This window comes from Rhizobium ruizarguesonis (assembly GCF_012349115.1).
Classification (GTDB): domain Bacteria; phylum Pseudomonadota; class Alphaproteobacteria; order Rhizobiales; family Rhizobiaceae; genus Rhizobium; species Rhizobium ruizarguesonis.
The window spans coordinates 32703-47214 of sequence record NZ_PQIG01000077.1 but is presented as its reverse complement, the minus strand read 5'-3'; the positions used below and the strand labels follow the sequence as shown (position 1 = coordinate 47214).

Annotated in this window: 11 protein-coding genes; 6 read left to right on the top strand and 5 right to left on the bottom strand. The window is 60.3% G+C overall.

The window, feature by feature from the left end; translation table 11 throughout:
* Nucleotides 1-75: 75 nt before the first annotated feature.
* The 3 genes from C3Y91_RS15880 to C3Y91_RS15870 all read right to left on the bottom strand — a co-directional run bounded on the left by C3Y91_RS15880 (nt 76) and on the right by C3Y91_RS15870 (nt 4303).
* The gene (locus C3Y91_RS15880) at nt 76-2502 is read right to left on the bottom strand and encodes an arylsulfatase (RefSeq protein ID WP_168575569.1); all 2427 of its coding nucleotides are present in this window, start codon (nt 2500-2502) and stop codon (nt 76-78) included.
* A gap of 276 nt (nt 2503-2778) precedes the next feature.
* Nucleotides 2779-3051 carry a hypothetical protein gene (locus tag C3Y91_RS15875; RefSeq protein WP_018073493.1) on the bottom strand — a complete coding sequence of 91 codons (273 nt, stop codon included), beginning with the start codon at nt 3049-3051 and terminating at the stop codon, nt 2779-2781.
* 298 nt (nt 3052-3349) lie between these two features.
* Entirely contained in the window at nt 3350-4303 is a 954-nt protein-coding gene (locus C3Y91_RS15870) for a formylglycine-generating enzyme family protein (RefSeq protein WP_075223896.1), read from the bottom strand.
* Between the two features lie 433 nt (nt 4304-4736).
* Between C3Y91_RS15870 and C3Y91_RS15865 the strand changes: the two genes are divergently transcribed.
* Complete coding sequence (locus C3Y91_RS15865) at nt 4737-6395, top strand: arylsulfatase (RefSeq protein ID WP_029767695.1); 1659 nt, start codon at nt 4737-4739, stop codon at nt 6393-6395.
* Nucleotides 6396-6558: 163 nt separating this feature from the next.
* Here the strand turns inward: C3Y91_RS15865 and C3Y91_RS15860 are convergent, their stop codons facing one another.
* Nucleotides 6559-6909 (bottom strand): TraR/DksA family transcriptional regulator, encoded by a 351-nt coding sequence (locus C3Y91_RS15860; RefSeq protein WP_130655325.1) that lies wholly within the window; start codon nt 6907-6909, stop codon nt 6559-6561.
* A gap of 190 nt (nt 6910-7099) precedes the next feature.
* Complete coding sequence (locus C3Y91_RS15855; RefSeq protein ID WP_226532149.1) at nt 7100-7474, bottom strand: EF-hand domain-containing protein; 375 nt, start codon at nt 7472-7474, stop codon at nt 7100-7102.
* 614 nt (nt 7475-8088) lie between these two features.
* Here C3Y91_RS15855 and C3Y91_RS15850 point away from each other — a divergent pair.
* The 5 genes from C3Y91_RS15850 to hflX all read left to right on the top strand — a co-directional run bounded on the left by C3Y91_RS15850 (nt 8089) and on the right by hflX (nt 14399).
* Nucleotides 8089-10359 (top strand): sensor histidine kinase NtrY-like, encoded by a 2271-nt coding sequence (locus C3Y91_RS15850; RefSeq protein WP_018073498.1) that lies wholly within the window; start codon nt 8089-8091, stop codon nt 10357-10359.
* Complete coding sequence (gene ntrX / locus C3Y91_RS15845) at nt 10349-11713, top strand: nitrogen assimilation response regulator NtrX (protein WP_011651865.1); 1365 nt, start codon at nt 10349-10351, stop codon at nt 11711-11713. Before C3Y91_RS15850 ends, ntrX begins: the two co-directional genes overlap by 11 nt.
* Before the next feature lie 63 nt (nt 11714-11776).
* Nucleotides 11777-12640, top strand: a complete 864-nt coding sequence (locus C3Y91_RS15840; RefSeq protein WP_024320726.1) for a D-amino-acid transaminase — start codon at nt 11777-11779, stop codon at nt 12638-12640.
* A gap of 113 nt (nt 12641-12753) precedes the next feature.
* The gene (gene hfq / locus C3Y91_RS15835) at nt 12754-12996 is read left to right on the top strand and encodes an RNA chaperone Hfq (protein WP_003539403.1); all 243 of its coding nucleotides are present in this window, start codon (nt 12754-12756) and stop codon (nt 12994-12996) included.
* A 77-nt stretch (nt 12997-13073) separates the two neighbouring features.
* Entirely contained in the window at nt 13074-14399 is a 1326-nt protein-coding gene (hflX, locus tag C3Y91_RS15830) for a GTPase HflX (RefSeq protein ID WP_018073500.1), read from the top strand.
* Nucleotides 14400-14512: the final 113 nt, after the last annotated feature.

Genomic DNA, 14512 nt, shown 5'->3' with positions numbered 1-14512 from the left:
CCCCGTGCCCAGGTCAACGTCACTTTCGGCACGGGCCGCCTTGGCGACGGGCCGCTCTGCGCAGGACCTCTTGCCTCAAGGTTGCGGCTGAAGTTCTATCTTCAAGCTGCTCAGCTTGCCGTCGAAGGCGAACGGTGCCTGGTAGTCGTTATCGTCGACACCGGTTCCCGTGTCGGAGCCGATATCAAAGGTTTCACTCGCTTCGAGAGCAAAGGGAATGGTGTTTGGGAAGGTCCCGCTTGCTGCCTCGGCGCCGTCGATCGTGATTGTCCCCTTGCCACCTTTGCCGAGGCCGGGCCCATCGGACTTGAAGGAGAAGACGAGATTGTGCTTTCCAGGCGTCAATGCCGTTGCGCCCTCCACCCTTGGCCGGGCGAGGTCCAATAGGTCATAGACAAAGATTGGCTCGCCTTTGAGCAGGTAGAAGCCCCATCCCCCGAAGCGCCCGCCCGCAGTCACAAGCATGCCGTTGCCGCCGCCCGTGGGCACATCGATATCGGCCGTGATCGTGAAGGACTTGTTGAGGACGCTCGGTGCGGTCCCAAGGGGCACGCCGACGATGGGTTTCGTATAGATGAAGTCATTGCGTCCAGCGACGATGCTCGGTCGCGGGAGAATGAAGCGCGTCAAGGCCGAGGCGTCCAACGGCAGAACCTGGTACTTCGCGGCCTCGATCCAGAACAAATCCTGCAACTCCTTCAGCTTGCCGGGATTGGCGGCCGCCAGATCATTGTTTTGCGTCCAGTCCTTGGACAGGTCGAACAACTCCCAGGTCACACCGTTGACGATGTCTTTCGGGATCGGAGCCGTTCCGTTCCAAGGTTCCCGATAGGGCAATGTGGAGGCGATCCACCCATCGTGATAGATCGCGCGATTGCCGAACATCTCGAAATATTGGGTCGAATGTTTCGATGGCGCATCGGCGTTTGCCTTGTCGAATGTGTCGGCCAGGCTCACGCCTTCGATCGGCGTCTGGGTGATCCCATTGACTGCATCAGGAGCACGGATGCCCGTCGCTTCCAAGATCGTCGGGACGATGTCGATGACATGGTGGAACTGGTTGCGCACCCCACCCGGATCTTTGATGTGGCCCGGCCATGCGATGGCCATGCCGTTACGAATGCCCCCAAAATAGGAAGCGACCTGCTTGGTCCATTTGAAGGGCGTATCGAAAGCCCAGGCCCAGCCGACTGAATAGTGCGGATAGGTCAACGCCGACCCCCAGGCGTCGTAGAATTTGAGCTGGTCCTGGACGGGCACGTCGACGCCGTTGAAGAAAGTCATCTCGTTTGGCGTTCCAGCCGGGGAGCCTTCCGCGCTCGCGCCGTTGTCGCCGCTGATAAAGATAATCAGCGTGTCATCGAGCTTGCCCATGTCCTCGACCGCTTTGACGACCCGGCCGATTTCATTGTCGGTATAGGCGAGGTAGGCTGCGTAGACGTCGGCCTGGTGGATGAAAAGCTTCTTCTCATCAGCCGAAAGGACGTCCCACGGCTTGATGAGCTTATCCGGCCAGGGTGTCAGTTGCGCATCCTGAGGGACAACTCCAAGCCTCTTCTGGTTGGCGAAGATTTGGTCGCGCAGCGCATTCCATCCCTTGTCGAACAGATGCAAGTCGCTGATCTTTTTGATCCACTCGGGGGTCGGGTGATGAGGCGCATGAGTCCCGCCCGGTGCGTAGTAGAGGAAAAATGGCTTCTTGGGATCGAGCTGATTGAGTTGGTTGAGATAGTTGATGGCGTCGTCCGCCATATCAGTCGTCAGGTTGTAGGTGGGATTGTTCAGATAGGGATAGACACGCGTGGTATTGCGGTAGAGGTCCGGTTGCCACTGGTTGGTCTCGCCGCTGACAAAGCCATAGAAATACTCAAATCCCATTCCGATGGGCCATTGATCGAAGGGACCCGCCTGACTGGTTTGGAAAGATGGCGTGTTGTGATTCTTGCCGAACCACGATGTTGCATAACCATTTGCCTTGAGGATCGTGCCGATCGTGTCCTTGTCCGCGGTGATGACGCTGTCGTATCCCGGATAACCGGTCGACGCCTCGCTGATCACACCGAAGCCGACTGAATGATGATTGCGGCCCGTGATCAGAGCGGCGCGTGTGGGGGAACACAGCGATGTCGTATGGAAGTTCGTGTAACGCAGACCGATGTTGGCAATCCGGTCGAGTGTTGGCGTCGGAATGACGCCGCCGAAGGTGCTCGGGGCCGCAAATCCGACGTCATCGGTCAAGATCAGCAAGACGTTTGGCGCACCCTTGGGCGGCACAACTTGCGGCTGCCAGTATGGCGTCGACTGAAGCGCGTCGAGATTTGTCGTGCCGCCAAACTGCCCTGGCGGCGGCGGGATCTGTCGGCCGTCGATTGTGATCGTCGCACTCGGCGTGCCGGGTGTTCCATTGATGACTTGAGCTGACGCACTCGTCCCGCCAATGGAAAAAAATGTAAGCGCAGTGCCGCCTAATAGGGCAGCCAAAGTCAGGATGCTGCTTTTCATCTCGATTCCCCCCGGCAATCGATCCCGCGTGATGTGGACCGTTTTATTCGGGGAGGGTATGGCGAGTACCGCGAGCGCGCCAGTAACATACAGTATGCACTGTTGATCCGCGTTCGCTCCGACAGTCACATTGGAGACCGCGTTGCGGACCTGATTTCCGGGCAACGGCCGAACGAGTGATCGTCCCGCTGCCGTTGCGCCGGATTGACAGATACTACCGTATGATACGCGCAAACCTCTATTCGAGCGAATATCTTTGGCGCCGGAGTCTGGTCCTCAACGGCGAGGGAGAAGCTTGATCACGATCACACTGGCACTTTCCAGAGCGGCTTCGATCTCGTTGCGCAGCGTCTCCACGAGTTCGAGGCATTCCGCATGGCGCTCATTTCGCTCTGCGGCGGAGGATGTTTCCCATTTTCTCCTCAGTTCATCTGCAATGGAGAAGTCGGCACAGAGTTCGCGGAAGTTATCGTCACGGGCGGCCAGTGAATCGATGGTTTTGGCGCTGGCTGGAAAGATGCGCTTGGCGAACCGTGTGTCGTAATCCATCCATCCTACCTCCAGGCGGCCTCTGCAAGTCCGGCGGCCGCATCGCATTATAAGTGGTGCATGATGATCCAGAATAGGGCGGAAGCAACGTAGTTTACAGTAAGGAACGGGAACGAAATCGGAATCCGCCGTTCAAAGCATGTCCGACAGGCATGAACTCCAGTTTCGCGCTGCCGTCGCTAACCGCAATCGACGGGAGTACGCCCAGAACCTGCGGACCACGAAGGACGCGTCATGAAAGGTCTTGTCACAATCGGTGGCTTATTCCGCCGACGCGACATGTGGCCATGACGCCGCCTCACGCGCGCTTGACACATCTGAAGCCGACATGGCTTGTGGACGTGTCCTCAGGCTCGGCATGTCTGGCGGCGGGACGATAGCGCCTGCAGTAGTTCGGCGCGCAAAGGTGGGATCCGCCCTTGAGGACGCGCCGCGGGATCCTGATGTCGGGCAGCCGCGGATCGTAGCTGGCGTCGGCGTCGCCTCCGCGGGGATTGCTGGGGATGCAGCATGAATGGCTGGCAGGCTCGGGATGGCGTGTCGACCAGAAGTCAGAGGTCCATTCCCAGACATTGCCGATCATGTCGTAGATGCCGTAGCCGTTTGATGGAAAGGATCCGACCGGGGACGTTCTGTCCGCACCGGCTGGCTTTGTACTCAGCGTAGGGAAGGTACCCTGCCAGGTGTTGGCCATGAGCTTTCCTTCCGGGTTCAACGCGTCGCCCCAGGCAAATTCTGCATCATCAAGGCCGCCGCGCGCAGCCAGTTCCCACTCTGCCTCGGTCGGCAGATCTTTTCCCGCCCAAGCCGCATAGGCCTTGGCGTCGCTATAGGCGATATGAACGACGGGATGATCGAGCTTGCCGCGGATGTCGGTGCGACCGCCGTAAGGGTGTCGCCAGTCCGCGCCGAACTTGAACGACCACCACTGGGCAATGTCGGGGCCGACGACGGCTTTCGGCGGGGTGAACACCAGAGATCCGGCCCGCAGCATTTTGGGAAGCGCTCCCGGATAGTCCTCGGCACGGGGAGCCCTTTCGGCGACGGTCACATGTCCGGTGGCGTTGACGAATGAGGCGAACTGCCGGTTGGTGACAGGGGTGGCGTCGATCCAGAAGCCGTCGACCGTCACCGGATGGGCGGGGGCCTCCTCCACATAATGCTCGTTCGATCCCATGGTGAAGGTACGGCCGGCCACCCAGACCAGACCCTGAAATCCCGCGTCGTCCACTGCGCGCCGGTCAGGTATCATTTTCGTCACCCTAGCAGCTTATCCCCGATCTTCGATCAAGATAACTATCCCTCACAGCCGCCTTCTTGAAGTAGGTTACAGTAAAATACGCCACCCCGCCGAATTCTATCGAGCGAAATAGAAGTCGCGGAGATGATATCGCGTCAGCACGGATGTCGCCTTTCACGCTATCGGTATTTCTGGGCGGCTTTCGCCCGGACATTGGTTCCTGCCTATCGGCGGTCTCGCCCGTAGGTTACGGTAAGATACTTGCTCTCTTTATATTTGCTACGCCTTATATACGCGTCCAGGCAAGCCGACGGGCCCTGTTGTTCTCAACGCGGCGTGCACTTTCGCACGGCTATCTCAACAGAGCATTCGAGAACCTCATCGGACCGTATCCAGCAGCCCTTGCAGTGTTGAGCTTTGCTTTGCCTGACCAAAAGAGGGAGAAATGGGCATGACAGAAAACGCGACTCCAACGAGGCGGGATATCCTGCTAACCGGCGGATCTTTGCTCGCCATGTCGGCGATTGGCACGGCTGCGAGCACCACCATGAGCCGGAATGCCATGGCTCAGGCCACGGGCAAAAGACCCAATATAGTGGTTATCATGGCCGATGACGTCGGCATCTGGAATATCGGCGCCTACAATCGCGGCATGATGGCCGGTCGTACTCCACATCTCGACAGGCTTGCTGCAGAGGGGATGCTCTTTACCGACTACTATGCCGAGGCGAGCTGCACGGCAGGACGGGCGAACTTCATCACCGGCGAGCTTCCGGTTCGAACTGGCATGACCACGGTTGGCCAGGCAGGCTCGCCCGTCGGCCTTCCTGCTGCGGCGCCAACCATTGCCACCGTGCTGAGGTCCCTGGGCTACGCCACAGGGCAGTTCGGCAAGAACCATCTTGGCGATCTCAACGAGTTTCTGCCAACGGTTCATGGCTTCGATGAGTTCTTCGGCTACCTTTATCATCTCGATGCGATGGAAGACCCCGCCCATCCCGGCTATCCGCAGGAACTGCTGAACGTAGTGGGCCCGCGCAACATGGTCCATTCCTGGGCCACGGAGACCGATGACCCGACGGAAATGCCACGATGGGGCAAGGTCGGCAAACAGAAGATTGAAGATGCTGGCACGCTTTATCCGGAGAGGATGAAGACGGTCGACGACGAGATCCGGGATCTTTCCTTCAAGTTTATCGACAGGGCCAAGGCCGATGGCAAGCCGTTCTTCCTTTGGCTCAACCCGACACGGATGCACATCGTGACTCATCTATCGGAAAAGTACGAGAAGATGCGTAATTCCGAGAATGGCTGGACCATCCATGAAGCAGGGATGGCGCAGCTTGACGACATTGTTGGCGACACCATGCAGAAGCTGAGGGACATGGGCGACGATGAGAATACGATCGTCGTGTTCACCACTGACAATGGCACCGAAAACTTCACTTGGCCGGACGGCGGTCAGACACCATTCTTCGGCGGAAAAGGCACGACATACGAAGGCGGCTTCCGCGCCCCCGCAATGGTCCGCTGGCCGGGACACGTTCCTCCCGGGTCGATTTGCAATGGGCTGATGTCGGGCCTCGACTGGTTCCCCACTCTTGCGGCCGCTGCTGGCAGCACCAATATCGCCGTCGAACTGAAAGCGGGGAAGGAACTCGATGGCCAGACCTATAAGGTTCACCTGGACGGCTATGATCAGACCAGCATGATCACCGGAACTGGCCCGTCGAACCGTCATGAAATCTGGTATTTCGCCGAAAGCGTGCTCGGCGCGGCCCGGATTGATGACTATAAATACACGTTCATGGAACAGCCGGACGGCTGGATAGGCAATACGGTGAAATTGGACGTGCCGACCGTGATAAACCTGCGCCTTGATCCATTCGAGCGTACGGCCTTTTTCAAGGGTAACGTTGGTTCACAAGAATACTTTGAATGGTACAAGTTCGAGTTCTGGCGTTTCGTCCTGGTTCAGCAAAAAGTTGAAGAGCTAGCGAAGACCGCCATTGAATTTCCGCCGATGCAGAAAGGCGGAAGCTTCGGAATAGACGCGGTCAAGGCACAAATCGCCGAGGCCATGCGCAAGCAACACGCACAGTAGGCCAAGTTGCACGTCGCATGGCGCGGCAGATCAATGCGGGTGGAGAGCTTTTGTGCCTCCAGCCGCATTGAACCAGCTTTTGTCAAGGCGCGAGCGGTTGACGTACGGCCGTTAAGTTAAGTCATTTGGAAGGGTTCAGATCGCAGAGCGCGGTGACCTTGCTTTAAATCGACTGAGCGCAAGACTGACAGAAAGGTGTGTGGGGGACGGCGTCAAGCCTCCTCTCGGCGATCGGCTTGCCACATTTTACACAGATGCCAAAAGTTCCAGCCTGAATCCGGTCCAACGCCGCCTGGACGGCGAGGAGCTCCTTTTGTCCGGTCTCGCCGAGTTCTTCCAGGACTTCATCGTTATTTCGCTCAGCGGCACGATCGTCATCATCAGGATTGCGAGGCTGCTCGAAATCATGCTCGATCGCTCGCAGGCGGGTTTCCAACTCATGCCGGCGTTCGTCAAGGATCGCCTTGTGCTTTTCGATATGCTGCCTCGGTTGCGAGGAGGATTGCTTCTGCATGGTCGTTCTCCAGTCGGCTTCATCTTCGTGACCGACACATTGTTCTGCTGCCAATCTCGCCCCCTGATCGAAGAAAACGAGCGATTCCCTCCGCCGCAAGCAAACCTAGGCGTGTCGTGGGTCCGTTGCATTGATCCGGATCAAGATCAGCTCTCGGTCTGACGCGGGGTGACAAATGCCGAGCCTCCGGTCACATGTCCTGCATAAACGCCTGCATTTCTTCAGGTGTGACTTTGCCGTCATTGTTTGCATCGACCGCGTCGAAGACGCGTTTGTGGATTGCGGTCAACTCTTCGAAAGAAATTGCGCCGTCCCCATCACTATCGGCGATGACGAACATGATCTTCATCATATGACCGCGCATTGGCCCCATCATGCGCATTCCTTCACTCATGCCCGATGACATCATGTTGCGGCCCATCATGCCGGGCATCATTTCCGATCCTTCGGCCTCGGGCTTAGCCTCCGACTGGGCCAAGTCTGGACTTTTCGTCTGGGCGGACGCGATGCCCATGGCACCGAGCAAGGCCAGCAGAGTGATAGTTGGCAGTCTGAACATGGACATTCTGCATCTCCTCTTTGAGGCATTATCCTCCATGGTTATTACGATGAATGCCGGGTTCAAGCGTTGCGCTGGATCAAATTGCCTGTCGCGGTAATCCGCGCCTGGCGGCAGTCCGAACCTTGGAGGACGGCTTTACCAACCCGAGAGGGCTGCCGATCCTAACCCGATCTGCAATAGGTCCTAGGCTATCGTCGGTGCGATCGGTAAGCGGATCGGACTTTCCAAGAACCGTGCATTTCAAGGCGTATGGCATGCCGGTCGGCGAGATGACGGCGCATCGTCATTGTCCGTCCGCCGAGATTAAACCTGGGAAATCACTCCGCTTTCTTTTTCGACCGCCCGCCGTGCCCTGATCGCCGTTGCGAAATGGAGCGAGGGCTTGCCGAACCGGGCCTTCGAACTGAAGGCGCTCATTGTGATGGACAAGGTCAGCGCGGCTTGACAATGTGACGAGATGCGTTGCATTTTCGCCACAATGCGTTGCTTAAAGGTCACGCAAGGGTTTAGACATTCGCTCCCGATCGAGTCGTTGCAACGCTGGCTTTTTTAAGCCGGCGTTTCCTTGGTTTCGATCGGATGGCGAGGGCGGCAGATGCCGTCTGAAGAGAGGCCGAATGACGCAGGATGGGGTATCGCCGGCGGCGGCGGGCGAGACGGTGACGACGGTGACCGATCGCCGCGCCCTTTTTGCCGTGCCCGGCCTCGTGCTCGCCGGCGGCGCGCTTCTCTGCGCCACGGCGACGCTGTTCGTGCTGCTCGGTCTGACGCCGATCGCGCCGACGTCGCATGTCGTCATCACCTCGGTGATCGTCAATTCCTTCTTTGTCCTGACGCTGCTGGCCTTGATCGCTCGCGAGGTGGCAAGGCTGCTCAAGGCGCGCACCCGCGGCCGTGCGGCAGCCCGTCTGCATATCCGCATCGTCGTGCTCTTCTCGATCGTGGCGATCACGCCGGCGATCCTCGTCGCCATCTTCGCCAGCATCACGCTGAATGCCGGCCTTGACCGCTGGTTTGCCCTGCGCACCCAGTCGATCGTCAGCTCGTCGCGCAATATCGGCCAGGCCTACATGATGGAGAATGCCAGCTATCTGCAGGGGCAGACGGTCTCCATGGCCAACGACCTGGAGCGCAACCGTGCGCTCTACAGCCTCGACAGGACGGGTTTTGCCGACTTGATGACCCGCCAGGCGAGGGGCCGCGGCTTGCTCGGCGCCTTTCTCGTCGAGCGCGACGGCTCGGTGATCGTGCAGGCCGATATCGCCACCGAAAAGCCGCTGCCGGCCATTCCACAGGACGCGCTGGAAAAGGCGGCTGCCGGCCAGCCGACGCTGATCCCGCCCGGCGTCACCAATCTCGTCGGCGCCATCATCAAGCTCGATGCCATCCAGGGCACTTTTCTCTATACGGTGCGCGCCGTCGATCCCAAGGTCATGGGTGCCATGCGCATGATGGAGGAGAACGCCACCGAATACAGCTCGATGGAGGCGAACCGCTTCTCGCTGCAGGTCGCCTTCGCCGTGCTCTACATCGGCTTCGCGCTGATCGTGCTGTTGGCGGCGATCTGGACGGCGATCGCCGTCGCCGACCGCATCGTCCGGCCGATCCGCCTGCTGATCACCGCGGCCGACAGCGTTGCATCGGGCAATATGGACATCGTCGTGCCGGTGCATGCCGTCGACGGCGATGTCGCCAATCTCTCACGCACCTTCAACAAGATGATCTCGGAAATCCGCACCCAGCGCGACGAGATCCTGGAGGCCAAGGACGAGGTCGACGACCGCCGCCGCTTCATCGAGGCGGTGCTTTCGGGCGTCACCGCCGCTGTCATCGGCGTCGAGCAGGACCGCCGCATCGCCATCGTCAACAGTTCGGCCGAGACGCTGATGTCGCTATCGGCCGACGAGATGCTCGGAAAGCAGCTGGTCGATATCGCCCCTGAGGTCGATCACGTGCTGACCGAGGCAGCGGTGCGTTATCGCGGCGATTTCCGCAAGCAGATCGCGCTGGTGCGCGGCGGCACTGTGAGGACGCTGAGTGTGCAGGTTACCCGCGAGGAGGTGCGCGACATGAGCGAATCCTACGTGATCACGCTCGACGACATCACCGATCTCGTCATCGCCCAGCGCTCGACCGCCTGGGGCGACGTGGCAAGGCGCATCGCCCATGAGATCAAGAACCCGCTGACGCCGATCCAGCTGTCCGCCGAGCGCATCCAGCGCCGCTACGGCAAGCAGATCGACCCGGGTGACCGGACCGTCTTCGACCAGTGCACCGATACGATCATCCGCCAGGTCGGCGATATCGGCCGCATGGTCGACGAATTCTCCGCCTTTGCCCGCATGCCGAAGCCGACCAAGGAGCCGAGCGACCTGCGCAATATCCTGCGCGACGCGATCTTCCTGCGCGAGATGGGCAACCATCACGTCACCTTCGAGCAGGATTTCGGCGACCAGCCGCTGGAGGGCCTGTTCGACAGCCGCATGCTCGGCCAGGCTTTTGGAAATCTCATCAAGAATGCCGTCGAATCGATCGAGGCCGTTCCGAGCGACGAGCGGGATGAACGCAAGGTTCTCGTCCGCGCCGCCCTCGATACCGCCCGCGACCGCTTCACCGTCGACGTGATCGACAATGGCCGCGGTCTGCCGGTGGAGAACCGCCACAGCATTCTGGAACCCTATATGACGATGCGTGAGAAGGGCACCGGCCTCGGCCTCGCCATCGTCAAGAAGATCATCGAGGAACATGGCGGGCAGCTCGAGCTGCATGATGCGCCTGCCGATTTTGACCGGGGAAGAGGGGCCATGATCCGCGTGCATCTGCCACGCCTGGATCCGACGCCTTCTGCTCCCGCAGCCAATGACAAGGAAAGCGTTTATGGCCTCTGATATTCTCGTCGTCGACGATGAGCACGATATTCGCGAGATCGTTTCCGGGATTCTCTCCGACGAGGGGCACGAGACGCGCACGGCCCATGACAGCGACAGCGCGCTGGCGGCGATTTCCGATCGGGTGCCGCGGCTGATCTTCCTCGATATCTGGATGCAGGGCAGCAAGCTCGATGGTCTGTCGCTGCTCGACGAGATCAAGACCCGCCATCCGGAACTGCCCGTCGTGATGATATCAGGCCATGGCAACATCGAGACCGCTGTCTCGGCGATCAAGCGCGGCGCCTTCGATTTCATCGAGAAACCCTTCAAGGCCGACCGGCTGATCCTGATCGCCGAACGGGCGCTGGAGAATTCCAAACTGAAGCGCGAGGTTTCCGACCTGAAGCGCCGCACCGGTGACGCGCTGGAGCTGATCGGTACCTCGGTCGCCGTTTCGCAGCTGCGCCAGACGATCGAGAAGGTTGCGCCGACCAACAGCCGCATCATGATCCTCGGCGCGTCGGGCTCCGGCAAGGAGCTGGTGGCGCGGATGATCCACAAGAAGTCGGCCCGCGCCAACGGCCCCTTCGTTGCGATCAACGCCGCCAACATCACGCCCGAGCGCATGGAAGTGGCGCTGTTCGGCACCGAGGGCACGCCCGGCCAGGCGCGCAAGATCGGCGCGCTCGAAGAAGCCCATCGCGGCATCCTCTATCTCGACGAAGTCGGCGAAATGCCGCGCGAGACGCAGAACAAGATCCTGCGCGTGCTGGTCGACCAGCAGTTCGAGCGCGTTGGTGGTTCCAAGCGCGTCAAGGTCGATGTCCGCATCATCTCCTCGACCGCCTATAATCTCGAGAGCCGCATCGCCGAGGGCTGGTTCCGCGAGGATCTCTATCATCGCCTCGCCGTCGTGCCGGTGCGTGTGCCGGCCCTTGCCGAACGGCGCGAGGACATTCCCTTCCTCGTCGATCAACTGATGCGCCAGATTTCCGAGCAGGCCGGCATCCGTCCGCGCCGTATCGGCGACGACGCCATGGCGGTGCTGCAGGCGCATGACTGGCCCGGCAACATCCGCCAGCTGCGCAACAACATCGAGCGGCTGATGATCCTTGCCCGCACCGACGGCCCGGATGCGCCGATCACCGCCGACATGCTGCCGACCGATCTCGGCGACATGCTGCCGAAGGTTTCCGCCAAGAACGACTATCACATCATGACGCTGCCATTGCGCGAAGCCCGCGAGATGTTCGAGAAGGATTATCTGATCGCCCAGATCAACCGCTTCGGCGGCAATATCTCGCGCACCGCGGAATTCGTCGGCATGGAGCGTTCGGCGCTGCACCGCAAGCTGAAGTCGCTCGGCGTCTGATCGTTTCCGGCGTGGCCGACGCTGCGCCGCGCCCATATTGCTTTCCGGAAGACCAGGTTTCCCATGCCGAGAATTGCCTATGTGAATGGCCGTTACGTCAAGCATTCCGATGCCAGCGTGCATATCGAGGATCGCGGCTACCAGTTTGCCGACGGCGTCTACGAGGTCTGCGAGGTGCGCCACGGCTATATCGTCGATCTCACACGCCATCTGAACCGTCTCGACCGTTCGCTCGGTGAGTTGCGCATCGCCTGGCCGATGAGCCGGGCGGCGCTGACGCAGGTCATTCGCGAGACGCTGCGCCGCAACCATGTCCGCAACGGGCTTTTCTACATGCAGGTGACGCGCGGCGTCGCCCGCCGCGATCATGTCTTCCCGGCTGAGGGGACGCCGCCCTCGCTTGTTATCACCGCCAAGAGCACCGATGCCAAGATCATCGCCGCCAAGAACGCCAACGGCATCAAGGCGATCACCCTTGTCGACAACCGCTGGGACCGCGTCGACATCAAGTCCGTCGGCCTGCTGCCGAATGCCATGGCCCGCCAACAGGCCAAGGAGGCCGGCGCCCAGGAAGCGATCTATGTCGACGGCAACGGCATGGTGAAGGAAGGGGCGGCGACCAATGTCTGGATCGTCGATCCGGATGGAACGCTGGTGACGCGCCCGGCCGAACACGGCATTCTGCGCGGCATTACCCGCACCACTCTGATGGATGTCGCAGCCAAGTTGGGGTTGACGATCGCCGAGCGGAACTTCTCCGTTTCGGAGATGCTCGCAGCCCGCGAGGTCTTCCTCACTGCAGCCACAAGCATTTGTTTTCCGGTCGTTTCCGTCGATGGCCAGGCCATTGCCAACGGTCATCCGGGCAGCGTTTCGCAGAAAGTCCGCGAAGCCTTTTTCGACGTTGCGGAAAAGATTGCGATTTGATACCAAGATTTGCTGGACAGGTGGAACGAGGATGCCACCCGGTCTTCGCATGGTGAGGTTGATTGATATTCTACCGGCCAGATCAGGTCGGCAATAAAGAAAGAAGCGGCGCGATGGCGGAACGTTCTCAGAATCTTCAGGACTTATTTCTCAATACTGTTCGCAAGCAAAAGATTTCCCTGACAATCTTTCTGATCAACGGCGTGAAACTCACGGGCGTTGTTACGTCTTTTGACAATTTCTGTGTTCTTCTTCGCCGTGACGGCCATTCGCAGCTCGTGTATAAGCATGCGATCTCGACGATCATGCCGGGCCAGCCCATGCAGATGTTCGAGAGCGAAGAAGCAGCGTCCTAACAGGATCAGCCGTCATTTCGACACGCGATACCAAGAACGATTCGATCATCCCTGAGGCCGCCAAGCACAGGGACGACATGCGCGCGACTGTGGTCGTGCCGGTGCTGAAATCGCGCAGTCGCGGCGGCCAGAGTGAATCGGCCTCGACCCGCACGCCGGAAAGCCGTCTCGAAGAGGCGACGGGCCTTGCCCAGGCGATCGACCTCGATGTCGTCAATGGCTCGATCGTCCCGGTCAACGATCCGCGACCGGCCACACTGCTCGGCACCGGCAAGATCGAGGAGATCAAGGCGCTGCTCGATGAGCGCGATTCCGGTCTGGTCATCGTCGATCATCCGTTGACGCCGGTGCAGCAGCGCAATCTCGAAAAGGAATGGAACGCCAAGGTCATCGACCGGACGGGCCTCATCCTCGAAATCTTCGGCCGCCGCGCCTCCACCAAGGAAGGCACGCTGCAGGTCGATCTCGCCCATCTGAATTATCAGAAGGGCCGCCTGGTCCGGAGCTGGACCCACCTTGAACGCCAGCGCGGCGGCGGCGGCTTCATGGGCGGCCCCGGCGAAACCCAGATCGAAGCCGACCGGCGAATGCTGCAGGACCGCATCATCAAGCTCGAACGCGAGCTGGAGCAGGTCGTGCGCACCCGCCAGCTCCACCGCGCCAAGCGCCGCAAGGTGCCGCACCCGATCGTGGCGCTGGTCGGCTATACCAATGCCGGCAAATCGACGCTGTTCAACCGTATCACCGGCGCCGGCGTGCTGGCCGAAGACATGCTCTTTGCCACGCTCGACCCGACGCTTCGGCGTATGAAGCTGCCGCACGGCCGCACCGTCATCCTGTCCGACACCGTCGGCTTCATCTCCGACCTGCCGACCCATCTGGTCGCCGCCTTCCGGGCGACGCTGGAAGAGGTGCTGGAAGCCGATCTCATCCTGCATGTCCGCGACATGTCCGATGCCGACAACCAGGCGCAGAGCTCCGACGTGATGCGCATCCTGAACGACCTCGGCATCGACGAAGCCGAAGCCGAAAAGCGTCTGATCGAAGTCTGGAACAAGATCGACCGGCTGGAGCCCGAGGTGCACGATGCCATGGTGCAGAAATCGGCCGGCGCCAGCAACGTGGTGGCGGTTTCGGCCGTCAGCGGCGAGGGCGTCGACACGCTGATGGAAGAGATCAGCCGCAGGCTGTCCGGCGTGATGACCGTGGCGACGATCCGCCTTCCGGTCGACAAGCTGGCGCTGCTGCCCTGGCTTTACGATCATGCGATCGTCGACGGCCGCGAGGATAATGAGGATGGCACGATCACCCTCGATCTGCGCCTCTCCGAAACCGAGGCGACCGAACTCGAACGCCGCATCGGCACTGGACCGAAGTCTTCAAAGGAAGATTGGGAGCGGTAAGGCGTTCCCTTCTCCCCTCGGGGGTCCGAAGGACGGGTCGAGACCCGTGGCTCGACCCCGGTCGGTGGGGGGCCACGGGGCACGCCCTTCATTGCCCTTCGCTTGCGCTCAGC